Source organism: Pseudomonas sp. BR20, from assembly GCF_050780135.1.
Lineage (GTDB): Bacteria > Pseudomonadota > Gammaproteobacteria > Pseudomonadales > Pseudomonadaceae > Aquipseudomonas.
The window spans coordinates 6,258,222-6,285,115 of the sequence record NZ_CP172012.1; the positions used below are offsets into that span (position 1 = coordinate 6,258,222).

The window sequence follows — 26,894 nt, forward strand, 5'->3', positions numbered from 1 at the left end:
GTCATCTCCCGACAGACGCCAATTGCGCCCGCCCCACGCCTCTGACACAATCGCGAATAATTCTCGTTAGTTTAAACCTTTTGTTTATTCGGTGATGCCTTGTCGTCGGCCCAGAACCCACACAGTGAGCTTGTTGGCGCGTTGTATCGCGACCATCGTGGCTGGCTGCTGGCCTGGCTGCGGCGCAATGTGGCCTGCCCGAGCCGTGCCGAAGACCTGAGCCAGGACACCTTCATGCGCCTGCTCGGCCGTGACGAGTTGCGCGAGCCCCGCGAGCCACGGGCGTTTCTGGTGGCCATCGCCAAGGGCTTGCTGTTCGACTACTTCCGTCGCGCCGCCCTCGAACAGGCCTACCTCACCGAATTGATGCTGATCCCGGAAAGCGAACACCCGTCGCCGGAAGAACAGCAACTGATCCTCGAAGACCTCAAAGCCATCGACCGCCTGCTCGGCAAACTGTCGAGCAAGGCCCGCGCCGCCTTCCTCTATAACCGCCTCGACGGCCTCGGCCATGCCGAAATCGCCCAACGCCTGGGTGTGTCGGTGCCGCGTGTGCGCCAGTACCTGGCCCAGGGCATTCGCCAGTGCTACATCGCCCTGTATGGCGAGCCGCTGTGACCTTTGTCAGCGCCAAGCCGGTGTCGGCCCGCGTGCTGGATGCGGCGATTGCCTGGCAGTTGTCCCTCGATTCGGGTGATGGCAGCGCGGTGGAGCGAGAAGAGTTCAGCAAATGGCTGGCCAGTGATGAAGAACACACCCGAGCCTGGCGCCAACTGGGCATGCTCGACCAGCGTTTCAGCGTGGCCTCGGGCCCGGCACGGACGGCGTTGTTGCAATCGCGCGAAGGCATTCGCCAGCGCGTGCGCAAGCTGGGCAGCGGCCTGGCGAGTATTGCGCTGGTGTGCGGCCTGGCGTTGTTTGCCGGCGAACGCTACGTGCCGATCCACTATTGGCTGGCCGACCAACGCACCGCCACCGGCGAGCAGCGCACGCTGAAACTGGCGGACGGCACGTTGATCAACCTCAACACCCACAGTGCCATCGACGTGCGCTTCGATGAGAAGCGCCGGCTGATCGTGTTGCAGGAAGGCGAAATCCTCGTAGAGACCGGCCACAACGATGCGCGCCCGTTTTATGTGCAAACCCGCGACGGCAGCCTGCGCGCGCTGGGCACGCGGTTTATCGTCAAGCGCGAAGACGACGCCACGCGCCTGAGCGTGCTGCAATCGGCGGTGGGCGCCCAGCCCGAAGCGCTGCAGCAGGAACAGGTGTTCAAGGAAGGCCAGCAAGTGCTGATGCGCAGCGACGGCCTCGGCCCTGCGCTGGCCGTCACCCCCGCCACCGATGCCTGGACGCGCGGCATGCTGGTGGTCGACAACGCCCGCCTGGGCGATGTGGTGCAGGAACTCAGCCGCTACCGCACCGGCCATCTCGGGGTGGATAAAGACGTGGCCGACCTGCGCATCACCGGCAGCTTCCCGCTGCACGACACCACCCTGGCGCTCAACGCGCTGCTGCCGACCCTGCCGGTGCAGATCGAACAGCACACGCCGTGGTGGGTGACGGTCACGGGTAAGCCTTAGGTTCTGTGGTAGTTGGGCTATCGCTATCGGGAGCAAGTCGAATCGTCGCACCGCCCCTCCCACAGGTTGATTTGCGAATACCTTCAAATGTGGGAGGGGGCTTGCCCCCGATGAGGCCCTCAAACCCACCACAAAAAATAGTTTGATCCTGCCCTATCACTTTTCAATTCTCGTTCGGCACATAGGCAATTGCGAATTACTTCCATTCAGGAGCCGCCCATGTCCCGCACGCTAGACACCTTGTTGCGCCCCAGCCTGTTAGCCGTGGCCATTGCCCTCAGCGCCCCACTGGCCAGCACTGCGCTGATTGCCGCCGAACAAGCCTCCAGCGTGCACGCCTACAACCTGCCGGCCGCCCCGCTGGCGAGCACCCTGAACCAGATCGCCAGCCAGGCCGGCCTCGCACTGACCCTCAACCCAGCGTTGGCCTCGGGCAAGACCTCGGCCCCGGTCCAGGGCCAGTTCGATGCACCGGGTGCACTGCGTGAAGCCTTGCGTGGCACCGGGTTGCAACTGGAGCAAAGCAGCGCAGGGACGTACACGCTGGTGGCGGTTCCGGAGGGTGTGATGGCGCTGCCGGTGACCAACATCACGGGGCAAGGCAGCTATGAAAGCGCCTGGGGCCCGGTGGATGGTTATGTTGCAACACGCACCGCCGCTGGTACCAAGACCGATACACCGATTGCCGAGCTGCCTCGCTCGGTGACCGTGATCACTCGCAAGCAAATGGAAGACCGATCCGTACTCAACCTCAATGACGCTTTGCGCTATACCGCAGGCGTGCAGAGCTCCGGCTACGGCTCCGATTCCCGCAGCGACTGGCTGCTGGTCCGCGGTTTTGTCCCAACTCAATTCCTCGACGGACTGCCATTGCCCAAAGGCAACTACGCCACACCGAAAATAGACACGTGGAACCTGGAACGCATTGCCGTCCTGCGCGGCCCGGCTTCCTCGGTTTACGGGCAAACCCCACCTGGCGGCTTGCTGGACATGGTCAGCCGCCGCCCCCAGGCCGAAAGTTCGAATGAAATCGAAGTACAGGCCGGCAGCAACAACCACAAACAGATCAACTTCGACAGCACCGGCAAGATCGACGACGAAGGCCAGTTCCTCTACCGCGTCAGCGGCGTGGTGCGCGACAGCAACACCGCCGTGGATCACATCCCGGACAAGCGCTACAACATCGCGCCCAGCCTGACCTGGAACATCAACGACGACAGCAAGCTGACGTTGCTCACCCAGTTCACCCGCGACGATACCGGGATCACCGGGCAGTTCCTGCCATTGCAAGGCACCAAGCTGAGTTCGCCGGCCGGCAAGATTTCCCATCATAAGAACCTGGGCGATCCGGACTGGGAATTCTACGATCGCACCTACTATGCGCTGGGCTATGCCTTCGAAACACGCCTGAACGACACGTGGCAGTTCCATCAGAACCTGCGCTACACCAAGAACGATCTGTCGTTCCAGGGCATCACTGCCGGTGGCGCATTCTTTCCGAATGGCCCTGAAGTCGCAGTTGACGCCGACGGCAACGTGAGGCGCTCCGCCGGAAAGGTTGATGAAAACATCGGTCAGTTCGCCGTCGACAACAACTTCCAGGCCGACTTCCAGACGGGCGCGGTAAGCCACACACTGTTGCTGGGGCTGGACCACCAGCGCTCCACCAGCGACGCGCGCTGGGACTGGGGTTCGACGGGTGTGCCGACCATCAACTTCAACCGTCCGGTGTACGGGCAGGACTTCTCCAAGGTCCAGTACTTCACCATGTACGACTACACCCAAAAGACCCAGCAGACCGGCCTGTACGTCCAGGACCAGATGGCCCTCGACAACTGGCGCCTGACCCTCGGCGGTCGTGAAGACTGGGTACATACCGGTACCACCTTCCATAACCTGAACGATGCGACCAACACCCAGCGTGACAAGCACTTCAGTGGCAACGCAGCGCTGAGCTATGTCTTCGACAACGGCATCACCCCGTATCTGTCCTACGCCGAATCATTCCAGGCTGGCTCAGGCACCCAAGTGGCCAGTACCGGGGCGTTCAAGCCCACCGAAGGCAAACAGTACGAAGCCGGTATCAAGTACCAGCCTCCTGGCACCAAGGCATTGTTCACCGCTGCCGTGTTCGACCTGACCCAGCAAAACACCTCAGTCACCGAGGGCAGTATCACTCGCCAAGTGGGTGAAGTGCAGGTACGCGGCCTGGAATTGGAAGCCAGTGCCGACGTCACCGAAAGCCTGAAACTGGTGGGTTCCTATACCTATAACGACAGCGAAATCACTCAAGGCGCTGCCGCTGAAAAAGGCAACCGTCTGAACCAGTTGCCTCGCAACCAGGCCACTGGCTGGGCTGACTACACATGGCGCAGCGGGCTGCTGGACGGTTTTGGGGTGGGTGCGGGCGTGCGTTACGTCGGCGACACCTACGGCAACGCTGCCAACACCGAACTGGGCCATGTAGGTTCCTACACCGTTTACGACGCCTCGGTGCATTACGATCTCGGCCGCTTGAACAGCACCATGAAGGGTGTGACCGTGGCCGTTGATGCCAAGAACATCTTCAACAAGGACTACCTGTCCACCTGCGATGGTTTCTACTGCTACTACGGCGACCAGCGTAACGTGGTCGCCAGCGTGAACTACAAATTCTAAAACGGTGATAAACCGCTGATGAAGGGCCGCCTGAACCGCGGCCCTTTTGCCTTTGGAGCCGTGATGAAAAGCAAAACCATCCGCCGCTGGTCCTTCATCCACACCTGGACCAGCCTGATCTGCACGGTGTTCCTGTTGCTGCTCGCCCTCACCGGCCTGCCGCTGGTGTTTCACCACGAGATCGATCACCTGCTGGGCAACGAGCCCGAACTGGCGCAGATGCCCGCCGATACGCCACAGCTCGACCTCGAGCAACTGGTGACCAAAGCCCAGGCCCATCGCCCGGGCGAGGCCATGCAATACCTGGCGTGGGACGAAGACGACAAGAACGGCGTGATCGCGATCATGGCCGCCACGGCCGGCACCGAGCCCAACTCATCCCACACCTTCATGCTCGACGCGCGCACCGGCGATGCGGTCGAGATGCCGTCGGCCAATGGCGGGCTCACACTGTTCCTGCTGCGCCTGCATGTGGATATGTTCGCCGGCCTGCCGGGCAAGTTGCTGCTGGCATTCATGGGCATTCTGTTTGTGGTCGCGATTGTCTCGGGCACGGTGCTGTACCTGCCGTTCATGCGCCGCTTGAAGTTCGCCACTGTGCGCCAGGACAAGTCCACGCGCCTGCGCTGGCTCGACCTGCACAACCTGATCGGCGTTGTCACCCTGACGTGGGCACTGGTGGTGGGCGTGACCGGCGTGATCAGCGCCTGTGCCGATTTGATCATCGCCGCCTGGCGCACCGACAGCCTCAGCGCGATGATCGAACCCTATAAAAACGCCCCGCCCCTGACCCAACGCGCACCCGCGAGCGAGCTGCTGAGCATCGCCGCCAAGGCCGCGCCCGGCATGCAGCCGGACTTTATCGCCTTCCCCGGCACACGCTTTTCCAGCGAGCACCATTACGCGGTGTTCATGAAGGGCAGTACACACCTGACCTCGCACCTGCTCACGCCGGTCCTGATCGACGCCAGCACCCTGGCCGTCACCGCCATCGCCGAACGGCCGTGGTACATGGACGCCATGGGCGTGTCGCAGCCCCTGCACTTTGGTGACTACGGCGGCATGCCGATGAAGATCCTCTGGGCGGCGCTGGATGTGCTGACCATCATCGTGCTGGTGAGTGGGATTTACCTGTGGATCGTTCGGCGCAGGGCGGGCAAGGCATGAAGCCAAGGCAGTCGAGTTTCTGGAAGGTATTTGGTATTCCGCTGGGGATTGGCCTGCTCAGCGCCACCGGGTTGTTTGCGGCGTTGCTGGGGGATGGGCTGTGGGATTCGTTGAGTTGGTTGGGGTTGGGCCTGCCGGCTGCCATTGGCATTTGGGCGTTGTTCAAGCGGCGTGGCTGAGGGCGCTATCGGGGGCAAGCCCCCTCCCACAGTTGACCGCGTGGTTATGACGAACGCGGGACACATATGGGAGGGGGCCCCCGATGAGGCCCTCAAGAACACCCGCACTCCCCCTCGCCAGCCACCGCGCAACCCTCTAGGCTAGCCACAGTCCATTGTGAGGTTCGCCCATGTCCGCTCCCAGCATGACCTTGTTCCACAACCCCGCGTCACCGTTCGTGCGCAAAGTCCGTGTGCTGTTGGCTGAAACCGGCCAGCAGGACCGTGTCGCCCTGCATGTCTGCATGCCGACACCGGTCAACCCCGATGCGCATCTGGTGCAAGACAACCCCGTGGGTAAGATCCCGGCCCTGCGCCTGGCCGACGGCACCGTGCTGCACGACAGCCGGGTGATTCTCGATTATTTCGACCACCAGCACGTCGGCAACCCGCTGATCCCCCGCGATGGCTCGGCCCGCTGGCGGCGCCTGACCCTAGCCTCGATGGCCGACGGCATCATGGATGCCGCCGTGCTGGTGCGTTACGAGACCGCCCTGCGCCCGGCGGAAAAACACTGGGCGCCGTGGCTCGACGAACAGCGCAACAAGATCCGTCGCGCCCTCGCCGAGCTGGAACAGGACGCCATCGCCGAGCTGACCAGCCACTTCGACATCGCTTCGATCAGCGTGGCCTGCGCCCTGGGCTACCTCGACTTCCGCCATCCGGATATGCAATGGCGCTCGGATAACCCCAAGCTGGCCGCCTGGTATGCCGAGGTCAGCCAGCGACCTTCGATGCTCGAGACCCAGCCGCCCGTGTGACGTTCACACCGACCCAATGTGAGAGCGGGCTTGCCCGCGATCGCGGTATGTCATTCAGCACATCTGTTTCTGAACCACCGCTATCGCGGGCAAGCCCACTCCCACATTGGACGGTGGTGGTATTGAGGAATGTAACGATCCTTGCGGCTAAATGCGCCCCCACTTGCTGATCCTCCCGCAACCCGATCATTGCACCGCCTCCAGATCGAACTGCAGCGGCTCGGCCACCTTGCGCTTGCCCACGCCATACCAATCCAGCTTACGTGTCAGCACCATCACCGTACCCAGCAGCCCGAACAGCAGCAGCGAGCCCATCAGCAGCGCGTAGTCCTCGGCACTCAACAGCCCGTACAGCAAGCCATACAACGCCGCCAACCCCGCCGAAAACCCCAGGCCATGGGCAACGCTGCGCAGCACGTGGCATACGTAGAACCCGATCAACAGCACACAGGCACTCGCCGAAATCAGGTAGGCCAAGGCAAAGCCCAGGTGCTCGGACAACGACAACAACAGCAGGTAGAAAAACGCCAAGGCAACGCCCACCAACGCGTATTGAATCGGGTGCACCGCCAGACTCTTGAGCACTTCGAAGAGGAAGAAACCGGCAAAGGTCAGGGCGATAAACAGCAGCGCGTATTTGATCGCGCGGTCGCTCTTGAGGTACTGGTCCACCGGGTCGATGAAGTTCACACCGAAGCTGCGGTTGTTGAAGTCGTCACAGCCTTGCTGGTCCAAACAGGATTGCAGCGCCTGCTCGAGGTTGGTGGAAAAGAACGAGGTCTGCCAGTTGGCCGTGAAGCCGCTGTCAGTCACTTCGCGCCGGGCCGGCAGGAAGTTGCCGATAAAGCTGGGGTGCGGCCAGTTGGAGGCCAGGGACACCTGACTGGTCTTGCCCACTGGCACCACTTGCAGTTGCTCGGTGCCTTGCAGGCGCAGATCAAAGGCGAAGTCCACTACGGCCGGTTTTCTGCTGTCCTGCTCTGGCAATGCCACATGCACGCCCTCCCCCAGCCAGTCCACCTGGGAGCCTGGTTCGAACTCCAGGCGCTGGCTGCCCAGCTCCAGCTTCAGCGCATTTTCGATGCCGCGAATATCGCTGATCCCCACCGCCAGAAACGCCGGTTCAAAGCGGTAATCGGCAAAGTCTTCGGTGATGCCCAACTGCGCCGGCAGCTCGAAACGCCCACTGATACGGTTGTCGGCATGGAACAGCCGCGCCTGGTAAATACCCCGTGCGCGCAGTTCGGTCTGCACCTTGCCGTCGAGCTCAAAACGGTCCGGCAGGAAATACAGACGACCCCGCTCTTCACGGGTGACCTCGTAGCGCTTGTTGAGCTTTTCATTGAGCTTCCACTCGCGCACGGTCTTGCGATACGGCACCACCATCACCGGGCCGGTGAGGCGCTGGGCGTAGCTGGAACTGCGCGCGATGTCCATCAGGACGCCGTCGCGCAGTTGCTGGCGGTCACTGATGATGCCGTTGATCATCAGCAACGGAATCAGCAACAGCAGGATCAGCAGCGCAATCGCGCCAAGTTTGAAAAGCAGGCTGCGGTTCATGGGTCTCTCCCTGTTTTGATGGGGAGAGTCTGGGCAGCCTGTGTGGGGGATTTATGTGGGCAATGTGGAGACTGTGTGGAGATGCAGCACCACGTGCACGCCGCCAGGCACATTACCGATCTGCAGGGTGCCGCCGTGCAGCTTCATGACTTCCTCGACAAAATTGAGGCCCAGGCCGGTACTTTTGCGCCCGCTGCCGGGGCGCGGCAAGGAGTAGAAGCGCTCGCTGAGGCGCGGCAGGGCGTAGTCGGGGATCGGGGCAGCCTGATTGAACAGGCTCACCTGCACGTCGTTGTGCAGCGTCTGTGCGCTGAATCTCAACACACCACCGGGCGGTGTGAAGTCCAGCGCGTTGTCCAGCAAGTTGCCCAGGGCCTGGCGCAACAGGAAGGGTTCGCCGACTACCTTCACTTCAGCGGCAATTGTCTGTTCGACGTGCAGCCCGGCGCCTTCGATTCGCGCACATTGGGCGTTGAGTACATCGTCGACCAAGGCCGCCAGCGGGATACTCGTCTGCTCTTCCAAACCCTGGCGTTGTTCCACCTGCGCCAGGTTCAGCAGGCGCTCGATCAACTGTTGCAGGCGCGCGCTTTCGCTGTCGATATTGCCGACGAAGCGCTGCTGCTGTTCGCGGCTCATCTCGCCCTGCAACAGCTCGGCCGCGCCGCGAATCGCTGCCAGCGGGCTTTTCAATTCATGGGTCAGGGTGTGGACGTAATGTTCGACGTAGGCCTTGCCCTCCAGTTGCGTACGCATGTGCTCGACAGCGGTGGACAGCTGCTTCAGCTCGCCGCCGCGATAATGCGGTAGCTCGGCCCTTCGGCCTTCACTGACGGCTTCGGCGTAAGCGGTCAGGCGACGCAGTGCAACGCTCAGCCACCACGACAACAGCGCGCCGAGCAACAGGCCGAGGATGACCAGGCCCGCGCCGTACCACAGCAGGCGGCGTTCAGTGCGGTCGACATACGGCTGCAGCGAGCTGTTCGGTTTAGCCACGGTGACCACGCCGATGATCTGCCCGTTATCGCGGATCGGCGCGCCCACGTGCATCACCGATGAGGTGGGGTCATCCGCTGCACTGCGAGTGGAACGCGCGCCGTACTCGCCGCGCAGGGTCAGGTACACGTCGTTCCACTTCGAATAGTCCTGGCCCACCGCTTCGCCCATGGAGTCGAGCAACACGGTGCCGTTGGCGTCGGTGACGTAGATACGATGGTTGACCTGGTTTTTCGGCAGGCCCCAGATGGTCGCGCCCGGCTGGCGATTGCCGTAGGCCTTGAGCAGCTCCGGCCAGTGACTCTGCCCGAGGGTGCCGTTCTTCACGTCTTCGCGCAGGATCTCGGCCAGCAGGTTGGCGGTATCCACCAGGGTTTCTTCGGTGGATTGGCGCACGCCGGGGCGGATTTCCTTCATCACCGTGCTGAGCACGAAATAACCGGTGAGGCCGATAAACAGCGCATACACCAGGAAAATCCGCAGCCCCAGGCGCATCAGCCGTTGCTCGGGCTGTAGCTGTAGCCGAGGCCGCGATGGGTCTGGATCGGCTCAGCATCGGCGGCCACGCTGCGTAACTTGCTGCGCAGGCTCTTGATGTGGCTGTCGATATTGCGCTCGTAACCGGCGTCGGCCGCCACGCCCACCGCGTCCAGCAACTGCTCGCGGCTGAACACCCGCTCGGGTTGCTCCAGCAGGCTTTGCAGCAGGCGAAATTCATGCCGGGTCAGGCTCAGGGGTTGGCTGCGATAGCTGATTTGCATGCGCTCCAGGTCAACCTGGAACAGCGCCGGCGCCACACCGGGGCCGACGCGTTTGAGGATCGCCCGCACTCGCGCCGCCACTTCCCGCGGGCTGAACGGCTTGACCACGTAATCGTCGGCGCCGATCTCCAGCCCCACCACGCGGTCGATCTCGCCATCCCGCGCGCTGAGGAACATCACCGGCACTTCACTGAAACGGCGCAATTGCTTGCAGGTTTCAAAACCGCTGATGTCCGGCAGGCCGATGTCGAGGATGATCAGGTCGGCGGGGGTCTGGCGCTGATGGGCCAACGCCTCCTGGCCGAGGCTCAGCCAGGTGGTGGTAAAGCCCTCGCCCTGCAGGGCGAATATCAGCGTGTCGGCTATTGCCGCTTCGTCTTCGACAATCAGGATGTGGGGCATGGGTTCAAATCAGCAGTCCGGTTTGTCGGCAGTGTAGCGACGGGCCGGGTTTACTGCTGCGCCAAATTCACGCAAGGCCTTGGCGCCGATCAGCAACGGGTAATTGAAGCTGCTGCGGTCGGTCAGGTTGACCTCGACGGTACGCTTGACGTTGCCCAGGCACATTTCCAGGTCGATCACCGGGCGCTTGGCCACAGTGGCTTCGTCCTTGTCATCGTCTTCATCGGCGCGGCTCTTGATCTTGCTGATGCGCGACACCTTGTGCTCGTAGACCTTGTTGGTGGCGTCCTTGCCGCCGAGGCGGAAGCGCACCCAGTCGTCACCGTCACGGGTGAAGGTCTCTATATCACGGGCCGACAGCGAAGCGGTCAGCGCGCCGGTGTCCATCTTGGCCTTGAAGGTTTCGCCGATCTCCGGCAACTGGATGTATTCATAGCGACCGTAAAGGGTCGGCTCGGCAGCCATGACAGGCAGGGCAGCCAGGGCGAGGGAGGCAAGAAGCAGTTTCACGAAGTGATTTCCTCGGAAAGAAGTAGGCGGATTCTAGACCGCAAAGACAGCACTTAGTTAGTCACACCCACCATAACCGGCACATTGTGAAACATTCGTACGGCCATTTGCGATTTGGCCTCTAGACTCAGCTTGCTTATGATGGCCCGCCCACAAGATTCCAAGAGTTACTTATGCGCCGCCTGCTCACCGGCTGTTTTGTCTCACTGCTGCTGTTGCTCAACACCCTGGTCCTGATCGGACCGCTGATGGTATTTGCCCTGCTCAAACTGGTGGCGCCCGGGCGCTATCGGGACTACGCCTCATGGGCGGTGATGTGGATCGCCGAGACCTGGGCCGAGATCGACAAGCTGATTTTTTCCTTGTGCATCCCCACCCAATGGGACATTCGCGGCGGTGATGAGCTGCGCGGCGATACCAGCTACCTGGTGATCAGCAACCACCAATCCTGGGTGGATATCCCGGCGCTGATCCAGGCCCTCAACCGCCGCACACCGTTCTTCAAATTCTTCCTGAAAAAAGAGCTGATCTGGGTACCCTTCCTGGGCCTGGCCTGGTGGGCGTTGGATTACCCGTTCATGAAGCGCTACACCAAGGCGTTCCTGGCCAAGCACCCGGAGCTGGCGGGGCAGGATTTGAAGATCACCAAGGAGGCCTGCGAGCTGTTCAAGCGCCAGCCGGTGACCGTGGTCAATTACCTCGAAGGCACGCGGTTCGGCGAGGCCAAGCGCAAGCAGCAGGCTTCGCCATTCACTCACTTGCTCAAGCCCAAGGCGGGCGGCGTGGCGTTTGTGCTGGCGGCGCTGGGGGAACAGCTGGACGCCGTGCTCGACGTGACCGTGGTCTATCCGCAGCAAAAGATTCCGGGATTCTGGGATTTGATCAGCGGCGCAGTGCCCAAGGTGATCATCGACATCCAGACCCGTGAGCTGGACCCGGCGTTGTGGCAGGGTGATTACGAAAACGATCCGGCGTTTCGCCAGACCGTCCAGAGCTGGGTCAACCAGCTCTGGACGCAGAAAGACGCACGCATCGAACAACTGCGCGCGGAGCGTATTTAGCTCCCGGTGCCCCAGGCCTGGGCCAGTTTACCCAGCAACGAGCTATTGGCGCCCTGCCCACCCAGGTATTGCAGGATCACCGGAGCAAACTGGCCGACCATGCCACTGTCCATACCCAAGGCGCTGAACGCGGTGTTCAGGTCGTTGGTGTTCTTCACGTTACCCAGCAAGCCGTCCAGGCCGCTGGTCTTGCTACCGCCGGTCTGGCCGAGCATCCCGCTCAAGGCCCCGAGGCTGCCCAATGCATTGTTGCCCGACAGTTGGTCGAGGCCCGGCACGCTGTTACCCAGTTGCGAATAGTCGTTGCCGCTCAATTTGTTCTTGGCCAGGCCCAGCATCGCGCCGGTACCGCCTACGGCTTGTTCGGGGGTGATGTTCAGTTGCGAGGTCAGGGCGCTGAGCAGGCCGGCCGTCTCGGACGACGGTGCTGCAGCTGCGGCCTTGTTATTGCCCCCTTGCATGCCGGAGATGGCATTGGCCGCGTCGCCAAGGCTGAATCCCGCGGCAAACACCGGGGTGGCGGCCAGGCTCATCAGGCAGGAAAGGGCGAAACCGCGTGAAATCTTCATTGAAACAACCTCTGGATGTAGGGGTAAACGCAGGCGTTTGACTGGGCATCCGGCACATTGTTCCGAGCGGCCCAGGAACCCAATGGCCAGATCAGAGTCCATGAAACAACGTCAAAACTTTCCAGGAAACAGCCCTATGAGCGCGACCCGCCCCCAAGTGATTGAATCCAAGCCCCCTTTTTGGAGCCGCCCCCGGATGTTTATCGGGGTGTGCATTGCCATAGTCGCCGGTCTCGGCGGCGCGTTCTACACCCAGGACAACGTCAAGTCCGCCGCCACGCTGGTGACCACCACCCAACAGCCGGCCGCGCAAATCATGGCGCACAAGGATTACCTGAAAGTGCAACCCATCGCCATCACCGCACCCGCGTCGGATCAGAGCCTGGAACTGTGGGCGATTCCCGACGACGGCAAGCCCGTGTCACTTGGACTGTTACCGGAGAGTGGCGAAGGCATCATCGGCTTGAATCCAAGGCAGCAGGCCTCGATCAGCAAGCCGGTGGAATTGATGGTGAGTTCGGAGAGCAAAGGGGGCTCGGTGAGCAAGCAACCGACGGGGCCGACCGTCTATCAGGGGGCTTTGGCCAACCGCTGATGTTCCAAACACCACAACCCACTGTGGGAGGGGGCTTGCTCCCGATGGCGTTGAGTCAGCCAGTAAATAGGTAACTGACTGAACGCTATCGGGAGCAAGCCCCCTCCCACATTTGGGTTTTCGTATGCCTGGGATTTACGCCGCACTAAACAACTTATGCGGATCAATCACAAACTTCTTCGGCACGCCCGCATCGAACTCGCCGTACCCACGTGGCGCGTCATCCAGGCTGATCACCTGCACGCCGACGATCTCGGCAATGTTGATACGGTCCCACATGATCGCCTGCATCAGTTGGCGGTTGTACTTCATCACCGGAGTCTGGCCGGTGTGGAAGCTGTGGGATTTGGCCCAGCCCAGACCGAAGCGGATGCTCAGGCTGCCCATTTTCGCGGCGGCATCCACAGCACCTGGATCTTCGGTGACGTACAGGCCGGGGATACCGATCTTGCCCGCCACGCGCACCACGCCCATCAGTGAGTTGAGCACAGTGGCCGGGGCTTCGGCCTTGACGCCGTCGTGCCCGTGGCCGCGGGCTTCAAAGCCTACGCAGTCGACGGCGCAGTCCACTTCCGGCTCGCCGAGCAGCGCGGCGATCTGTTCGTGCAGGGGGGTGTCGGTGGACAGGTCGGCAATTTCGAAACCCTGGGCCTTGGCGTGGGCCAGGCGGATCGGGTTGACGTCGCCGATGATCACCACCGCCGCACCCAGCAGACGTGCAGACGCAGCAGCCGCCAGGCCGACCGGGCCGGCACCGGCGATGTAGACGGTGCTGCCAGGGCCTACGCCAGCGGTAACGGCACCGTGGTAGCCGGTCGGGAGAATGTCGGAGAGGCAGGTCAGGTCACGGATTTTCTCCATGGCCTTGTCACGGTCCGGCAGTTTCAGCAGGTTGAAGTCGGCGTACGGCACCAGCACGTACTCGGCCTGGCCGCCGGTCCAGTCGCCCATGTCGACATAGCCGTAGGCACCACCGGCACGGGCCGGGTTGACGGTGAGGCACACGCCGGTGTGTTGCTCTTTGCAAGAGCGGCAGCGCCCGCAGGCGACGTTGAAGGGGACGGAAACCAGGTCGCCGATCTTCAGGTTTTCGACGTCGCTGCCCTTCTCGATCACTTCACCGGTGATCTCGTGACCGAGCACCAGGCCGGTTTGGGCAGTAGTGCGGCCGCGCACCATGTGTTGGTCGGAGCCGCAGATGTTGGTGGAGACCACGCGCAGGATGACGCCGTGCTCAATTTTCCTGCCACGGGGGTCCTGCATTTTGGGATAGTCGATTTTCTGTACTTCGACCTTGCCGTTGCCGAGATACACGACACCACGATTACCAGACATGCTTTCACCTCGCTGTTGTTTTTATGGAACTGCGTTGCCCAGGCAGGCAGCGCGTTAAATGCTCGGGTACAGATGCTGTTTCTTGTGTTGTTTGTTTGGGCCTCATCGGGAGCAAGCCCCCGATGGCGGCAGTCAGAGCACCACAGTCCTATTGGCGTTCAAAAACACCCGCCGCTCAATGTGATACCCCACCGCCCGAGCCAGTGTCAGCCCTTCGATGTCCCGCCCCTTGGCAATCAGATCCTCGGGATAGTGACTGTGATCCACCACTTCCACACCCTGGGCGATGATCGGGCCTTCGTCCAGGTCGTTGTTGATGTAATGCGCCGTGGCGCCGACCAATTTCACGCCCTTGTTGTAGGCCTGGTGATACGGCTTGGCGCCCTTGAACCCCGGCAGCAACGAGTGGTGGATATTGATGGCCTTGCCGTCCAGCTTGCGGCACAGCTCCGGCGACAGCACTTGCATGTAGCGCGCAAGGATCACCAGTTCGGCGCCGGTCTCTTCAATCACTTGCCACACCTGACGCTCCTGGGACGGTTTGTCGTTAGGGTCGAGGGGGAAATGGTAGTAGGGAATTTGATGCCAGTCGGCCAAAGGTTTGAGATCGGGATGGTTGGACACCACCGCGACCACGTCCATCGACAGCTGACCGATACGCTGACGGTACAGCAGGTCGTTGAGGCAGTGATCGGCCTTGGAGACCATGATCACCACTTTTGGCCGGTAGTTCGGCGCCGTCAGCTCGAAGATCATGCCAAAGGCTTCACCGCGCGTGGCCAGGCCATCGCGGAAAGCCTGCTCGTCGAAGCCATCCGGCTGGCGAAATTCCACGCGAATAAAAAACCGGCCCGAGAGGCGGTCATCGAACGAATGGTGCTCGGTGACGTAGCAGCCCTGCTCGAACAGGTAGCGGGTAACCGCGTCCACCGTGCCGAGCACGCTGGGGCAGTCGGCGGTCAAAATCCATGTATCGGGTGCGCGGCTCATGGGTCATTCCTCAGGCTTGAACGCTCAGGCCAAATTCGGCCGAGGCGTCCTGCAACCACAACCACCAGTAATCCGAAAAGCTGCGACGAATCAGCAGTTCCCAGGTGTCTTCAGCGGTGTGGCGAATCACCAGCTGCGATTTGGCGAACACCGTGCCCACCGCCTTGCCCACCGGGAAGTTGTTGGGGTGCACGTCATAGCTGGTGGATTTCATCAGCACATCGCGCACGTTCGGGCCGCTGAGTTCGAGGATCTGCTGGCCGCCGCTGACGTTGACGACCTGGATATGCAGGTCACCCAGGGCGGCGCGCAGGTTTTGTTCGGCGGCGAATTCCTCACCGCTTGGCACGATCAGCAACCACTCATCCGGGCCGAGCCATTGCAGGCTGGTTTCGCCTTTGACGATGACCTGCAGGGCGCCAGGCAGTTCGATGCCCAGGGCCTTGTGCACGCCGGCGGCAAAGGCGGCGTCATGACCGTCACCCCGAAGGGTCAGGTGGCCGAGCAGTTTCTTTTCGCGCACCGTCACGCCGGCGTTCTTGCGGCCCTTGCCGACCAGGCTGGCGAGGTCGGCATGGTGCAGGGACGACTCGGCCTTGGCGCCGGAGGTGGGGCGTTGTTGGTAAACATTGGCTGCTGTCATGGAGCACCTTTCCTGAATTCTGTTGTGAGGCTGATGGCCTCATCGGGAGCAAGCCCCCTCCCACATTTGAAAGTATTCACACATCAAAATGTGGGAGGGGGCTTGCTCCCGATGGCCGCGCCGCGGTCTATCAGATGTTCTGCCGATCACCCTTAGGATCAAAGAACACCGAAGACACAATCTCCGCTTCGATCACGCTGCCATCCGCCTGGGGCGAGAACACCCGCTCACCGATGCGCTTCAAGCCGCCCTTGACCACGCCCATGGCAAACGAATAACCCAGGGAGTTATGCGCGTAGCTGGAGGTGACGTGACCGACCATCTTCATCGGGATCGTCTGCTTCGGATCGAACACCAGTTGCGCGCCTTCCGGCAGCCACACGTTCGGATCGATCGGCTTCAGGCCCACCAGTTGCTTGCGCTCTTCACGCACGCAGTCTTCACGGTTCATGCCGCGCCAGCCGATCCACGAGAACGGCTTGGTACGACCGACACACCAGCCCATGTTCAGGTCGTCCGGGGTCATCGAGCCGTCGGTGTCCTGGCCGACGATGATGAAGCCCTTCTCGGCCCGCAGTACGTGCATGGTCTCGGTGCCGTAAGGGGTCAGGTTGTACTTCTTGCCGGCCGCGACGATCTGTTCCAGCACGCCCATGGCGTAGTCGGCCTGCACGTTGACTTCGTACGACAACTCACCGGTAAACGAGATACGGAACACCCGCGCCGGAACACCGCCCACCAGGCCTTCTTTCCAGGTCATGAACGGGAAGCCGTCCTTGTCCAGGTCGATGTCGGTGACTTCCGCCAGCAGCTTGCGGCTGTTGGGGCCGGACAGGGTCATGGTCGCCCAATGGTCTGTGACCGAGGTGAAGTACACCTTGAGGTCCGGCCACTCGGTCTGTTGGTAAATTTCCAGCCACTGCAATACGCGGGCGGCGCCGCCGGTGGTGGTGGTCATCAGGAAGTGGTTGTCGGCGAGGCAGGCGGTGACGCCGTCGTCGAAGACCATGCCGTCTTCCTTGCACATCAGGCCGTAACGCGCCTTGCCCACGTCGAGCTTGGTCCAGGCGTTGGTGTAGATGCGGTTGAGGAACTCACGCGCATCCGGGCCTTGAATGTCGATCTTGCCGAGGGTGGACGCATCCAGCAGGCCGACGCTGTCGCGCACGGCCAGGCATTCGCGTTTCACCGCGGCATGCAGGTCTTCACCGTTGCGCGGGAAGTACCACGGGCGTTTCCACTGACCGACGTCTTCGAACTCGGCGCCGTTCTTCACGTGCCAGGCTTGCAAAGCGGTGTAGCGCACCGGTTCGAAGATGTGCCCACAGTGACGGCCCGCCACCGCGCCGAAGGTCACCGGCGTGTAGTTGGGACGGAACATGGTGGTGCCCATCTGCGGGATGGTCACGTTCAGCGAGCGCGCGGCAATCGCCAGGCCGTTGACGTTACCGAGCTTGCCCTGGTCGGTGCCGAAGCCCAGCGCGGTGTAGCGCTTGACGTGTTCCACCGACTCGAAACCTTCGCGGGTGGCGAGTTCGATGGCGGCGGCGGTGACATCGTTTTGCAGGTCGACAAATTGCTTCGGCGCCCGTGCGGTAGCTTTCTCGTGAGGCACTTGGAACAGCGCCAGGGTTGGCTCTTCCAGCCGGCTCAAGGCTTTTGGCAGCGTACCTTCCACCGGGGCAAAACCGGCCTCGCTGGCGGCGCGCACGCCGCCTTCAAAACCATCCGCCAGGGAATCGCCAAGGCCGTAGACGCCGTTGATGCCACCGACGCACACACGTTTCTGCGGGGCTTCGCCCGGTACAAAACCGAGGATGTCTTCACGCCAGGTCGGCTTGCCGCCCAGGTGCGAGGCCAAGTGGACCACCGGGCTGTAGCCGCCGGAGCTGGCCACCAGGTCGCAGTCCAGCCATTCGCCGGGGCTGGTGACTTTATGCGCCTTGACGTCGATCGCGGCGATACGCGCAGCGGTCACGCGCTTGGTGCCACGGGCCTCGATCACAGCGCTGCCGGTGAGGATCCGAATACCTTTGGCGCGGGCTTCTTCAACCAATGCACCGCGTGGGTTGTGGCGCACATCGGCCACCGCCACGACTTGCAGGCCGGCATCGAGCCAATCCAGCGCCACGCGGTAAGCGTGGTCGTTGTTGGTCGACAGCACCAGTTTCTTGCCCGGTGCCACGCCGTAGCGGCGCACGTAGGTGGACACCGCACCCGCCAGCATATTGCCCGGCACATCGTTGTTGCCGTACACCAGCGGACGCTCGCAAGCACCGGTCGCCAGGACCACACGCTGGGCACGCACGCGGTGGATACGCTGGCGCACCACGCCAATCGGCGCACGGTCACCCAGGTGATCGGTGAGGCGCTCGTGAATGGTCAGGAAGTTATGGTCGTGGTAGCCGTTGACGGTGGCGCGGGGCAGCAGCACCACGTCCGGCAGGGTTTTCAATTCGGCGATGACACTCGCGACCCATTCGGTGGCCGGTTTGCCGTCGAGGCTTTCGCGGGAATCAAGCAAGGATCCGCCAAACTCTTCCTGCTCATCGGCGATGATCACGCGAGCACCACTGCGTGCCGCAGCCAGTGCCGCAGCGAGGCCGGCAGGGCCTGCGCCGACCACCAGGACGTCGCAGTGACGGTTGAAGTTGTCGTAGGTGTCCGGGTCGTTCTCGGTCGGCGAGCGACCCAGGCCTGCGGCCTTGCGGATGTACTTCTCGTAGGTCATCCAGAACGATTGCGGGTACATGAAGGTTTTGTAGTAGAACCCCGGCGGCATCAGCTTGCCGCCGACCTTGCCGAGAATGCCCATCATGTCGTTGTTGACGCTCGGCCAGCCGTTGGTGCTGGTGGCGACCAAACCTTGGTACAGCGCCTGTTGCGTGGCACGCACGTTAGGGATCTGCGTGGCTTCGGTAGCGCCGATCTGCAGCACGGCGTTCGGCTCTTCGGCGCCGGCAGCGAAGATGCCGCGTGGGCGCGAGTACTTGAAGCTGCGGCCGATGATGTCGACGCCGTTGGCCAGCAGGGCTGCGGCCAGGGTGTCGCCTTCAAAGCCTTTGTAGCTCTGACCGTTGAAGCTGAAGGTCAGGACTTTATTACGGTCGATGCGGCCACCGTTGGACAGGCGATTGATCTGGCTCATACCTTCTCTCCAGAGGCCTTGGCGGTGAACTGAGGCTTCTCACCGATCTTGTAGGTTTCAAGAATTTCGTAGGTCACGGTGTCGCGGGTCGCGTTGAAGTACTGGCGGCAACCGGCGGCGTGAATCCACAGTTCGTGGTGCAGGCCACGCGGGTTATCGCGGAAGAACATGTAGTCGCCCCACTCTTCATCGGTGCAGGCATTCGGGTCCAGCGGGCGCGGGATGTGCGCTTGGCCGGACGCGTGGAATTCCTCTTCGGAGCGCAGTTCGCCACAGTGAGGACAGAAGATATGCAACATAGGGAATTTCTCCTGTTAGTGGGCGACGGCCGCAGCGCCGTGTTCGTCGATCAACGCACCGTTGTGGAAACGGTCGATGGAGAAAGGTGCCGCCAACGGGTGCATTTCACCCTTGGCCAGGCTGGCAGCAAACACGTTGCCTGAGCCTGGGGTGGCCTTGAAGCCACCGGTACCCCAACCGCAGTTGAAGAACATGTTCGGCACCGGGGTCTTGGAGATGATCGGGCAGGCGTCCGGCGTGGTGTCGACGATGCCGCCCCACTGACGGTTCATGCGCACCCGCGACAGCACCGGGAACATCTCGACGATGGCCTGGATGGTGTGTTCGATCACCGGGTACGAACCACGCTGGCCGTAGCCGTTGTAGCCGTCGATACCGGCACCGATCACCAGGTCGCCCTTGTCGGACTGGCTGATGTAGCCGTGCACGGCGTTGGACATGATCACGCTGTCGATAATCGGCTTGATCGGCTCCGACACCAACGCTTGCAGCGGGTGGGATTCGATCGGCAGGCGGAAACCGGCGAGCGAAGCCATGTGACCGGAGTTACCGGCGGTGACCACACCGACGCGTTTGGCGCCGATAAAGCCCTTGTTGGTTTCCACACCGATGCACACGCCGTTTTCCTTGCGGAAACCGATCACTTCGGTCTGCTGGATCAAGTCCACGCCGAGAGCGTCGGCGGCGCGGGCAAAGCCCCAGGCCACGGCATCGTGACGGGCCACGCCGCCACGCCGTTGCACGGTGGCGCCGAGTACCGGGTAGCGGGTGTTTTTCGAGCAGTCCAGGTACGGAATCTCGTCGGCCACTTGCTTGGCATTCAGCAGCTCGCCATCCACGCCGTTAAGGCGGTTGGCGCTGACACGACGCTCGGAATCACGGATGTCCTGCAGGGTGTGGCACAGGTTGTAGACGCCACGCTGGGAGAACATCACGTTGTAGTTCAGGTCCTGGGACAGGCCTTCCCACAGTTTCATCGCGTGTTCGTAAAGGTGCGCCGACTCGTCCCACAGGTAGTTGGAACGTACGATGGTGGTGTTGCGCGCGGTGTTACCGCCGCCCAGCCAGCCTTTCTCGACCACGGCCACGTTGGTGATGCCGTGCTCTTTGGCCAGGTAGTAAGCCGTCGCCAGACCATGCCCGCCGCCGCCGACGATGACCACGTCGTAGACCTTCTTAGGGGTCGGCGTGCGCCACATCTTCTGCCAGTTTTCGTGGTGGCTGAGGGAGTGCTTGAAGAGGCCGAAGCCCGAGTAGCGTTGCATAGTCATTACTCCAAAACCGCGCTCAGCGATAAACCGGGAAATCAGCGCACAGGGCAGACACGTGCTTGGCCACGTTGGCCTCGACGTCGGCGTCGCCGAGGTTGTCGAGGATGTCGCAGATCCAACCGGCCAACTCGATGCACTGCGGCACTTTGAAACCGCGCGTGGTCACCGCCGGGGTGCCGATGCGCAGGCCCGAGGTCACGAACGGCGACTGCGGGTCATTCGGCACGGCGTTCTTGTTGACGGTGATGTGGGCGCGACCGAGGGCGGCATCCGCCTCTTTGCCGGTGAGGCCCTGACGAATCAGGCTGACCAGGAACAGGTGGTTATCGGTGCCGCCGGACACTACATCGTAGCCGCGTTTGATAAACACGCTGGCCATGGCCTGGGCGTTATCGATCACTTGCTGCTGGTAGGCCTTGAAGCCTGGCTCCTGGGCTTCCTTGAAGCACACGGCCTTGCCGGCGATCACATGCATCAGGGGGCCGCCCTGGGCGCCAGGGAATACGGCGGCGTTGAGTTTCTTTTCAATTTCTTCGTTGGCCTTGGCCAGGATCAAACCGCCACGTGGACCGCGCAGGGTCTTGTGGGTGGTGGTGGTGACCACATCGGCGTAAGGCAGCGGGTTCGGGTACAGGCCGGCGGCGACCAGGCCGGCGACGTGGGCCATGTCGACGAACAGCAGCGCACCGACCTTGTCGGCGATCGCGCGAAAGCGTGGGAAATCCAGGGTCTTGGAGTAGGCGGAGAACCCAGCCACGACCATCTTCGGCTTGTGCTCCACGGCCAGGCGCTCGACTTCGTCGTAGTCGATCAGGCCGGTGTCGGTGTTGATGCCGTATTGCACCGCGTTGTACAGCTTGCCCGAGGACGACACCTTGGCACCGTGGGTCAGGTGACCACCGTGAGCCAGGCTCATGCCGAGGATGGTGTCGCCGGCGTTCAACAGCGCCAGGTACACCGCGCTGTTGGCGGAGGAGCCGGAGTGCGGTTGCACGTTGGCGTAATCGGCACCGAACAGTTGCTTGGCGCGCTCGATGGCCAGGGCCTCGACCTTGTCCACGTGCTCGCAGCCACCGTAGTAGCGCTTGCCCGGGTAGCCTTCGGCGTATTTGTTGGTGAGGCCGCTGCCCTGGGCTTCCATCACGCGCTTGCTGGTGTAGTTCTCCGACGCGATCAGCTCGATATGATCTTCCTGACGCTGCTCCTCGGCATTCATGGCTGCCAGCAGTGCGTCGTCATACCCTTGGATCTGGTCTTGTTTGCTGAACATCGCGTCTCTCCCAGCCTTTCGTATTGTTGAGGCCCATGCAGGGCCCTTTGATGCGATGGTAGGGCTGGCGCAGACAGGCCAAATGCCTACGGACGCCACGCAAAGGTGCGTTTACGACATTGCCGAAACAACACCGAACAAATGTGGGAGCAAGCCCCCTCCCACAGGGGTTAGGCGATGATGTGGCGGAGCAGTAGCAGCAGGAGGAAGTGCATGGGATACAGGGCATACGCCCAGCGGCGCATGGCTGGTGGCCCAGCGCTTTTTGCGTGTCGCAACAAGACCATACCGAGCAATGGCGCAATCAGGCAGGTCGCCAATCCCAACAACGCCACCGGCGTGCCGCTATTGAGCAGGACCTGCCATTGGTTGGCGGCCACGCAGACCAATCCCGGCAACACACTGAAATACCAAGGCCGCCGAAACACCAGCAGCATCGCCAGTGGCAGCAATACCCCAAAGAACCCGAACATTAGCTGCGACGAAAATACCGCCGCTATAGTGACAGCGATCAACGCCAATCCTCGATCAATAAGCGCCTTCTGCTGCCATCCTCGGGCAACCAGCAGTCCCAACGCCAAGGTGGGCAGCACGTTCAACGTATCGGCATCCTCGATAAACAGCCGATACGGCACCTCGCTGATCACGCTGAACAGCAACAGCCAGCCCAGGTAGCGCCACTGGCCGCTCACCGCCAGGTCTCTGGCCCGGTGCAGGTTCGCCGCAATCGCCAGGCAAAACCACGGGAACGCCAGGCGCCCCGGTACATAAAGGCCATCCAGGTCCAGACCGACATAACGCAGGTGGTCCAGCACCATGCTCAGCAGCGCCAGCCACTTGAGCAAATCCAAAGCGCCATCACGGACGCGTCCGACAGGCATCGTTTCAGAACCGTGCATAATTCCCCAGTGACTTTGCATTTACAGTGCGTGCGCACGCCCGACAATCTTGGTTAAAGTGCGCACCAACATCGACCACAGGAATGGGCCATGACCGACAAGAGCCAACAATTCGCCAGTGACAACTATTCGGGCATTTGCCCGGAAGCCTGGGCCGCCATGGAACAAGCCAACCAGGGTCATCAACGCGCCTACGGTGATGATGAATGGACCCACCGCGCCGCCGACGGTTTCCGCAACCTGTTCGAAACCGACTGCGAAGTGTTCTTCGCCTTCAACGGTACGGCCGCCAACTCCCTGGCGCTGTCCTCCTTGTGCCAGAGCTACCATAGCGTGATTTGCTCGGAAACCGCCCACGTCGAGACCGACGAATGCGGCGCGCCGGAGTTTTTCTCCAACGGCTCCAAGCTGCTCACCGCGCGCACCGAGAACGGCAAGCTGACCCCGGAATCGATCCGCGAGATCGCCCTCAAGCGCCAGGACATCCACTACCCCAAACCCCGCGTAGTGACCCTGACCCAAGCCACCGAAGTCGGCAGCGTCTACACCCCGGAAGAAATCCGCGCGATCAGCGTCACCTGCAAGGAGCTGGGCCTGAACCTGCACATGGACGGCGCGCGCTTCTCCAACGCTTGCGCGTTTCTCGGCTGCTCGCCGGCCGACCTGACCTGGAAAGCCGGAGTGGACGTGTTGTGCTTTGGCGGCACCAAGAACGGCATGGCCGTGGGTGAAGCCATCCTATTTTTCAACCGCGCGCTGGCCGAAGACTTCGACTACCGCTGCAAACAGGCCGGCCAACTGGCCTCAAAAATGCGCTTCCTGTCCGCCCCTTGGGTGGGCCTGCTGGAAAACGACGCCTGGCTCAAACATGCGCGCCACGCCAACCACTGCGCGCAATTGCTCAGCAGTCTGGTGGCGGATATTCCGGGTGTGGAGTTGATGTTCCCGGTACAGGCCAACGGCGTGTTCCTGCAACTCTCGGAACCGGCGATTGCCGCGCTGACCGCCAAGGGCTGGCGCTTCTACACCTTCATCGGCAAAGGTGGCGCGCGGTTCATGTGTGCGTGGGATACCGACGAAGAGCGCGTGCGGGAATTGGCAGCAGATATCCGCGAAGTCATGGGTGACTGACAATGACTCACTGATGTACATAAAACAAATGTGGGAGGGGGCTTGCTCCCGATAGCGGTGGGTCAGCCTGCACATACAGTGGCTGACACTCTGCTATCGGGAGCAAGCCCCCTCCCACATTTGGATTGTGTTGTGCCTGCTCGAGCAATCAGAAATCGATGCGCACATCCCCCTTCGGCACACTGCAGCACGAGAGGATGTAGCCTTCGGCTTCGTCTTCTTCGGTGATCCCGCCGTTGTGCTCCATCTCCACCTCTCCGCCCAGCTTCATTACCTTGCACGTTCCGCAAATGCCCATGCCGCAGGCTTTCGGGATCAACAGCCCAAGCTTGGCCGCCGCCGCGTGGACGGTCTCGCCCGGCGCGACGCGAATGCTCTTGCCGGAGGCAAGGAATTCCACCTGGTGCAAATCCGCCAGGTCGATTTCCGGCGCATCCGCCGCTTGCTCGGCCTGCTCCACCGCGTCGGCGCGGGCTTCCGGCGGCGTGGCACCGAAGGATTCCTCGTGGTACCGCGCCATGTCGAAACCGGCCGCCTCCAGCAGGCGCTTCACCGCATTCATATACGGCGTAGGACCGCAGCAGAATACTTCGCGCTCAAGGAAGTCTGGCACCATCAGTTCGAGCATCTTGTGGTTCAGGTAACCGCGGTAGCCGGCCCAAGGTTCACCCAGGCCGTGTTTTTCGCAGATCAGATGCAAGCTGAAGTTGTCGATCCGCGACGCCATATGCTCCAGCTCGCGGTGGTAGATGATGTCTTTGGGCGAACGCGCGCTGTGGATAAACGTCATGTCGACATTGGCGTTGGTGTCGTAGAACCAGCGCGCCATGGACATCACCGGGGTGATACCAACACCGCCGCTGAGGTACAAGACTTTCGGACTCGGGAAGTCGATGGCATTGAACAGCCCGACCGGCCCGTGCACCGCCAATTCCTGTCCTTCGTGCAGCGTGTCGTGCAGCCAGTTGGACACCTTGCCGCCCGGAACGCGCTTGATGGTCACCGAGAAGCTGTAGGGCACCGACGGCGAACTGGAAATGGTGTACGAGCGCATGATCGGCTGGCCATCGATTTCCAGCTCCAGGGTGACGAACTGCCCCGGCTTGAAAAAGAACAGGATCGGCTGGTCGGCCATAAAGCAGAAGGTGCGCACATCCCAGGTTTCCTGGATGACTTTGACGCAACGGACGATGTGCCGACCATTGGCCCAGGTCTGGGTGGTTACCGGATTCAGGAAGCTGTTGGACATGCTGTTCTCCACCGCCGATAGTCGGCCTTATGGGGGCAATTCTGCGTAACGCGAGAACCACCCATTTACCTATCTGCGACATTCACATACTTATCGCGACCAGCCCCCATACCACGGGGGTTGCGCGTCGGGAACAGAGTGGGCCATGTCGCTCATGGATAAGGTTCCGTGCATCAGCAGCCCCACACTCGCTCCCAACAACGACGCTTTCTTTACGCCTTGCTGCAAACCTGATCAGCCACTATTCGCCGGCCACACAGAATGGCCATGAGGACACACACGATGGACGTCACCGCAACCTTAAGCTTGGGCGATCCGCTGGAACCCGCACGCAAGGCCACCGCGCAAATGCTGCAAGAGCGCGAGCGCACCTTTTCGCTGCCGCAGCCGTTCTACTCTGATGAGCGGTTGTTTGATATCGACATGCAGGAGATCTTCCAGAAAGAGTGGTTGATCGCCGGCATGACCTGCGAAATCCCCACCAAGGGCAACTACCTGACCCTGCAAGTGGGCAAGAACCCGATCATCGTGATCCGTGGCGCCGAAGGCGTGGTGCATGCGTTCCATAACGTGTGTCGCCACCGGGGTTCGCGCCTGTGCACCAGCGACAAAGGCAAAGTCGCCAAGCTGGTCTGCCCTTACCACCAGTGGACCTACGAGATCGACGGCCGCCTGCTGTTCGCCGGCACCGAGATGGGCGCCGACTTCGACATGAAGCAATACGGCCTCAAACCGGTGAATGTGAAGACCGCCGGCGGCTACATCTTTATCAGCCTGGCCGAGAACCCGCCGGCCATCGATGACTTCCTGTCGACGTTGAACCATTACATGGAACCCTACGACATGGAAAACACCAAGGTGGCGATCCAGACCACCTTGTTCGAAAAAGCCAACTGGAAGCTGGTGCTGGAAAACAACCGCGAGTGCTACCACTGCAACGCGTCGCACCCCGAGTTGTTGAAAACCCTGCTTGAGTGGGACGACGTTACCGACCCACGCGCCGACCAGGCGTTCAAGGACCACGTCGCGGCGTCGGCCGCTGCCTGGGATGCCGAGAAGATCCCTTACGCCCATGCCAGCTTCGGCCTGCGTAACCGTATCGTGCGCATGCCGCTGCTCAAGGGCACCGTGTCGATGACCCTGGACGGCAAGCAGGGCTGCGCCAAGCTGATGGGCCGGATCAAGAACCCCGACCTGGGCTCGATGCGCATCCTGCACCTGCCGCATTCGTGGAACCACTGCATGGGCGACCACATTATCGTGTTCACCGTGTGGCCGATCAGCGCACAGGAAACCATGGTCACCACCAAGTGGATCGTGCACAAGGACGCCGTGGAAGGCGTGGACTACGACGTGGAGCGCATGCGCAAGGTGTGGGACGCCACCAACGACCAGGACCGTCGCCTGGCCGAAGAGAACCAGCGCGGGATCAACTCCACCGCCTACCAGCCTGGCCCTTACTCCAAGACCTATGAGTTCGGCGTGGTGAACTTTGTGGACTGGTACAGCGAGCGCATGTTGAACAACCTCGGTGCAGCCCCGGCGCCTTACCTGAAAGGCGTGGCAGCACACGAATAACCGATACCCACAGCTCAAAACTGTGGGAGGGGGCGTTCCCCCTCCCACACTTGAACCTCACACTGCTTAATATTTGATCAAGTCTCTCGCAGACCACTGCCAGCCTGCCCTCCAGCCTTTACCCAACAACTTATCCACAAAGCCACCCACAGCAATTGTGGGCAACTCCGCTATCCAAGCAAAATTAATTGAAGAAAATCCGTGACTTATTCAAGTTGACGGTTCCCAAGGCGCATTGA

Annotated in this window: 24 protein-coding genes; 10 read left to right on the forward strand and 14 right to left on the reverse strand. The window is 61.7% G+C overall.

Annotation, left to right across the window (positions count from 1 at the left end; genetic code table 11):
• The first annotated feature begins 99 nt into the window (after positions 1–99).
• The 6 genes from ACHPFG_RS28895 (at position 100) to ACHPFG_RS28920 (ending at position 6,387) form a co-directional block, all read left to right on the forward strand.
• On the forward strand, positions 100–618 hold the full coding sequence (locus ACHPFG_RS28895) for an RNA polymerase sigma factor (RefSeq protein WP_131699091.1): 519 nt from the start codon (positions 100–102) through the stop codon (positions 616–618).
• Positions 615–1,583 carry a FecR domain-containing protein gene (locus tag ACHPFG_RS28900; protein ID WP_431701090.1) on the forward strand — a complete coding sequence of 323 codons (969 nt, stop codon included), beginning with the start codon at positions 615–617 and terminating at the stop codon, positions 1,581–1,583. Before ACHPFG_RS28895 ends, ACHPFG_RS28900 begins: the two co-directional genes overlap by 4 nt.
• A 219-nt stretch (positions 1,584–1,802) precedes the next feature.
• On the forward strand, positions 1,803–4,241 hold the full coding sequence (locus ACHPFG_RS28905; protein ID WP_431701091.1) for a TonB-dependent siderophore receptor: 2,439 nt from the start codon (positions 1,803–1,805) through the stop codon (positions 4,239–4,241).
• 63 nt (positions 4,242–4,304) lie between these two features.
• Entirely contained in the window at positions 4,305–5,408 is a 1,104-nt protein-coding gene (locus ACHPFG_RS28910; protein ID WP_431701092.1) for a PepSY-associated TM helix domain-containing protein, read from the forward strand.
• Positions 5,405–5,587 carry a hypothetical protein gene (locus ACHPFG_RS28915; protein WP_131699087.1) on the forward strand — a complete coding sequence of 61 codons (183 nt, stop codon included), beginning with the start codon at positions 5,405–5,407 and terminating at the stop codon, positions 5,585–5,587. Before ACHPFG_RS28910 ends, ACHPFG_RS28915 begins: the two co-directional genes overlap by 4 nt.
• 170 nt (positions 5,588–5,757) lie before the next feature.
• Positions 5,758–6,387, forward strand: a complete 630-nt coding sequence (locus tag ACHPFG_RS28920) for a glutathione S-transferase (RefSeq protein ID WP_431701093.1) — start codon at positions 5,758–5,760, stop codon at positions 6,385–6,387.
• A 186-nt stretch (positions 6,388–6,573) separates the two neighbouring features.
• Here the strand turns inward: ACHPFG_RS28920 and creD are convergent, their stop codons facing one another.
• The 4 genes from creD to ACHPFG_RS28940 are packed head-to-tail and all read right to left on the reverse strand — an operon-like array spanning position 6,574 to position 10,616.
• Positions 6,574–7,947, reverse strand: a complete 1,374-nt coding sequence (creD, locus tag ACHPFG_RS28925) for a cell envelope integrity protein CreD (RefSeq protein WP_131699085.1) — start codon at positions 7,945–7,947, stop codon at positions 6,574–6,576.
• A 51-nt stretch (positions 7,948–7,998) separates the two neighbouring features.
• Positions 7,999–9,438 carry a two-component system sensor histidine kinase CreC gene (gene creC / locus ACHPFG_RS28930; protein ID WP_431701094.1) on the reverse strand — a complete coding sequence of 480 codons (1,440 nt, stop codon included), beginning with the start codon at positions 9,436–9,438 and terminating at the stop codon, positions 7,999–8,001.
• The gene (gene creB, locus ACHPFG_RS28935) at positions 9,438–10,106 is read right to left on the reverse strand and encodes a two-component system response regulator CreB (protein ID WP_131699083.1); all 669 of its coding nucleotides are present in this window, start codon (positions 10,104–10,106) and stop codon (positions 9,438–9,440) included. Before creB ends, creC begins: the two co-directional genes overlap by 1 nt.
• 9 nt (positions 10,107–10,115) lie before the next feature.
• Positions 10,116–10,616: an ATP-dependent zinc protease family protein gene (locus ACHPFG_RS28940; protein ID WP_053131000.1), complete on the reverse strand. Its 501-nt coding sequence runs from the start codon at positions 10,614–10,616 to the stop codon at positions 10,116–10,118.
• A 173-nt stretch (positions 10,617–10,789) separates the two neighbouring features.
• Here ACHPFG_RS28940 and ACHPFG_RS28945 point away from each other — a divergent pair, with 173 nt between their 5' ends.
• A complete protein-coding gene (locus ACHPFG_RS28945) occupies positions 10,790–11,677 on the forward strand; it encodes an acyltransferase (RefSeq protein ID WP_131699082.1) in 888 nt (295 codons plus the stop codon).
• Here ACHPFG_RS28945 and ACHPFG_RS28950 read toward each other — a convergent pair.
• Positions 11,674–12,246: a DUF2780 domain-containing protein gene (locus ACHPFG_RS28950; RefSeq protein ID WP_131699081.1), complete on the reverse strand. Its 573-nt coding sequence runs from the start codon at positions 12,244–12,246 to the stop codon at positions 11,674–11,676. The two genes, ACHPFG_RS28945 and ACHPFG_RS28950, sit on opposite strands and share 4 nt — an antisense overlap.
• Before the next feature lie 136 nt (positions 12,247–12,382).
• Here ACHPFG_RS28950 and ACHPFG_RS28955 point away from each other — a divergent pair, with 136 nt between their 5' ends.
• Positions 12,383–12,841: an anti-sigma factor gene (locus tag ACHPFG_RS28955; protein ID WP_431701095.1), complete on the forward strand. Its 459-nt coding sequence runs from the start codon at positions 12,383–12,385 to the stop codon at positions 12,839–12,841.
• 135 nt (positions 12,842–12,976) lie between these two features.
• Here the strand turns inward: ACHPFG_RS28955 and fdhA are convergent, their stop codons facing one another.
• The 8 genes from fdhA to ACHPFG_RS28995 form a co-directional block, all read right to left on the reverse strand.
• The gene (gene fdhA, locus ACHPFG_RS28960; protein WP_003176541.1) at positions 12,977–14,176 is read right to left on the reverse strand and encodes a formaldehyde dehydrogenase, glutathione-independent; all 1,200 of its coding nucleotides are present in this window, start codon (positions 14,174–14,176) and stop codon (positions 12,977–12,979) included.
• A gap of 132 nt (positions 14,177–14,308) precedes the next feature.
• Entirely contained in the window at positions 14,309–15,166 is an 858-nt protein-coding gene (purU, locus tag ACHPFG_RS28965; RefSeq protein WP_032883972.1) for a formyltetrahydrofolate deformylase, read from the reverse strand.
• A 10-nt stretch (positions 15,167–15,176) separates the two neighbouring features.
• Positions 15,177–15,809, reverse strand: a complete 633-nt coding sequence (locus tag ACHPFG_RS28970; RefSeq protein ID WP_339451942.1) for a sarcosine oxidase subunit gamma — start codon at positions 15,807–15,809, stop codon at positions 15,177–15,179.
• Between the two features lie 130 nt (positions 15,810–15,939).
• Entirely contained in the window at positions 15,940–18,957 is a 3,018-nt protein-coding gene (locus tag ACHPFG_RS28975; protein WP_131699078.1) for a sarcosine oxidase subunit alpha, read from the reverse strand.
• Positions 18,954–19,256, reverse strand: coding sequence for a sarcosine oxidase subunit delta (locus ACHPFG_RS28980; RefSeq protein ID WP_027605979.1), 303 nt, complete (start codon positions 19,254–19,256; stop codon positions 18,954–18,956). Before ACHPFG_RS28980 ends, ACHPFG_RS28975 begins: the two co-directional genes overlap by 4 nt.
• Before the next feature lie 15 nt (positions 19,257–19,271).
• On the reverse strand, positions 19,272–20,522 hold the full coding sequence (locus ACHPFG_RS28985) for a sarcosine oxidase subunit beta (RefSeq protein WP_010207084.1): 1,251 nt from the start codon (positions 20,520–20,522) through the stop codon (positions 19,272–19,274).
• Between the two features lie 22 nt (positions 20,523–20,544).
• A complete protein-coding gene (glyA, locus tag ACHPFG_RS28990; protein WP_090401748.1) occupies positions 20,545–21,798 on the reverse strand; it encodes a serine hydroxymethyltransferase in 1,254 nt (417 codons plus the stop codon).
• Between the two features lie 170 nt (positions 21,799–21,968).
• A complete protein-coding gene (locus ACHPFG_RS28995; RefSeq protein WP_431701096.1) occupies positions 21,969–22,697 on the reverse strand; it encodes a TraX family protein in 729 nt (242 codons plus the stop codon).
• Positions 22,698–22,787: 90 nt separating this feature from the next.
• Here ACHPFG_RS28995 and ACHPFG_RS29000 point away from each other — a divergent pair, with 90 nt between their 5' ends.
• A complete protein-coding gene (locus ACHPFG_RS29000) occupies positions 22,788–23,828 on the forward strand; it encodes a low specificity L-threonine aldolase (RefSeq protein WP_131699076.1) in 1,041 nt (346 codons plus the stop codon).
• 148 nt (positions 23,829–23,976) lie between these two features.
• Here the strand turns inward: ACHPFG_RS29000 and gbcB are convergent, their stop codons facing one another.
• The gene (gene gbcB, locus ACHPFG_RS29005; protein ID WP_431701097.1) at positions 23,977–25,077 is read right to left on the reverse strand and encodes a glycine-betaine demethylase subunit GbcB; all 1,101 of its coding nucleotides are present in this window, start codon (positions 25,075–25,077) and stop codon (positions 23,977–23,979) included.
• Positions 25,078–25,359: 282 nt separating this feature from the next.
• Here gbcB and gbcA point away from each other — a divergent pair, with 282 nt between their 5' ends.
• A complete protein-coding gene (gbcA, locus tag ACHPFG_RS29010) occupies positions 25,360–26,655 on the forward strand; it encodes a glycine-betaine demethylase subunit GbcA (RefSeq protein WP_431701098.1) in 1,296 nt (431 codons plus the stop codon).
• Positions 26,656–26,894 lie beyond the last annotated feature (239 nt).

What these genes read in the sequence shown, in the direction of transcription:
- ACHPFG_RS28905 (WP_431701091.1), top strand. Translation starts at nt 1,803, where the DNA reads ATGTCCCGCACGCTAGACACCTTGTTGCGCCCCAGCCTGTTAGCCGTG.
- ACHPFG_RS28910 (WP_431701092.1), top strand. Translation starts at nt 4,305, where the DNA reads ATGAAAAGCAAAACCATCCGCCGCTGGTCCTTCATCCACACCTGGACC.
- ACHPFG_RS28915 (WP_131699087.1), top strand. Translation starts at nt 5,405, where the DNA reads ATGAAGCCAAGGCAGTCGAGTTTCTGGAAGGTATTTGGTATTCCGCTG.
- ACHPFG_RS28920 (WP_431701093.1), top strand. Translation starts at nt 5,758, where the DNA reads ATGTCCGCTCCCAGCATGACCTTGTTCCACAACCCCGCGTCACCGTTC.
- creD (WP_131699085.1), bottom strand. Translation starts at nt 7,947, where the DNA reads ATGAACCGCAGCCTGCTTTTCAAACTTGGCGCGATTGCGCTGCTGATC.
- creC (WP_431701094.1), bottom strand. Translation starts at nt 9,438, where the DNA reads ATGCGCCTGGGGCTGCGGATTTTCCTGGTGTATGCGCTGTTTATCGGC.
- creB (WP_131699083.1), bottom strand. Translation starts at nt 10,106, where the DNA reads ATGCCCCACATCCTGATTGTCGAAGACGAAGCGGCAATAGCCGACACG.
- ACHPFG_RS28945 (WP_131699082.1), top strand. Translation starts at nt 10,790, where the DNA reads ATGCGCCGCCTGCTCACCGGCTGTTTTGTCTCACTGCTGCTGTTGCTC.
- ACHPFG_RS28950 (WP_131699081.1), bottom strand. Translation starts at nt 12,246, where the DNA reads ATGAAGATTTCACGCGGTTTCGCCCTTTCCTGCCTGATGAGCCTGGCC.
- ACHPFG_RS28955 (WP_431701095.1), top strand. Translation starts at nt 12,383, where the DNA reads ATGAGCGCGACCCGCCCCCAAGTGATTGAATCCAAGCCCCCTTTTTGG.
- fdhA (WP_003176541.1), bottom strand. Translation starts at nt 14,176, where the DNA reads ATGTCTGGTAATCGTGGTGTCGTGTATCTCGGCAACGGCAAGGTCGAA.
- purU (WP_032883972.1), bottom strand. Translation starts at nt 15,166, where the DNA reads ATGAGCCGCGCACCCGATACATGGATTTTGACCGCCGACTGCCCCAGC.
- ACHPFG_RS28970 (WP_339451942.1), bottom strand. Translation starts at nt 15,809, where the DNA reads ATGACAGCAGCCAATGTTTACCAACAACGCCCCACCTCCGGCGCCAAG.
- ACHPFG_RS28975 (WP_131699078.1), bottom strand. Translation starts at nt 18,957, where the DNA reads ATGAGCCAGATCAATCGCCTGTCCAACGGTGGCCGCATCGACCGTAAT.
- ACHPFG_RS28980 (WP_027605979.1), bottom strand. Translation starts at nt 19,256, where the DNA reads ATGTTGCATATCTTCTGTCCTCACTGTGGCGAACTGCGCTCCGAAGAG.
- ACHPFG_RS28985 (WP_010207084.1), bottom strand. Translation starts at nt 20,522, where the DNA reads ATGCAACGCTACTCGGGCTTCGGCCTCTTCAAGCACTCCCTCAGCCAC.
- glyA (WP_090401748.1), bottom strand. Translation starts at nt 21,798, where the DNA reads ATGTTCAGCAAACAAGACCAGATCCAAGGGTATGACGACGCACTGCTG.
- ACHPFG_RS28995 (WP_431701096.1), bottom strand. Translation starts at nt 22,697, where the DNA reads ATGCACGGTTCTGAAACGATGCCTGTCGGACGCGTCCGTGATGGCGCT.
- ACHPFG_RS29000 (WP_131699076.1), top strand. Translation starts at nt 22,788, where the DNA reads ATGACCGACAAGAGCCAACAATTCGCCAGTGACAACTATTCGGGCATT.
- gbcB (WP_431701097.1), bottom strand. Translation starts at nt 25,077, where the DNA reads ATGTCCAACAGCTTCCTGAATCCGGTAACCACCCAGACCTGGGCCAAT.
- gbcA (WP_431701098.1), top strand. Translation starts at nt 25,360, where the DNA reads ATGGACGTCACCGCAACCTTAAGCTTGGGCGATCCGCTGGAACCCGCA.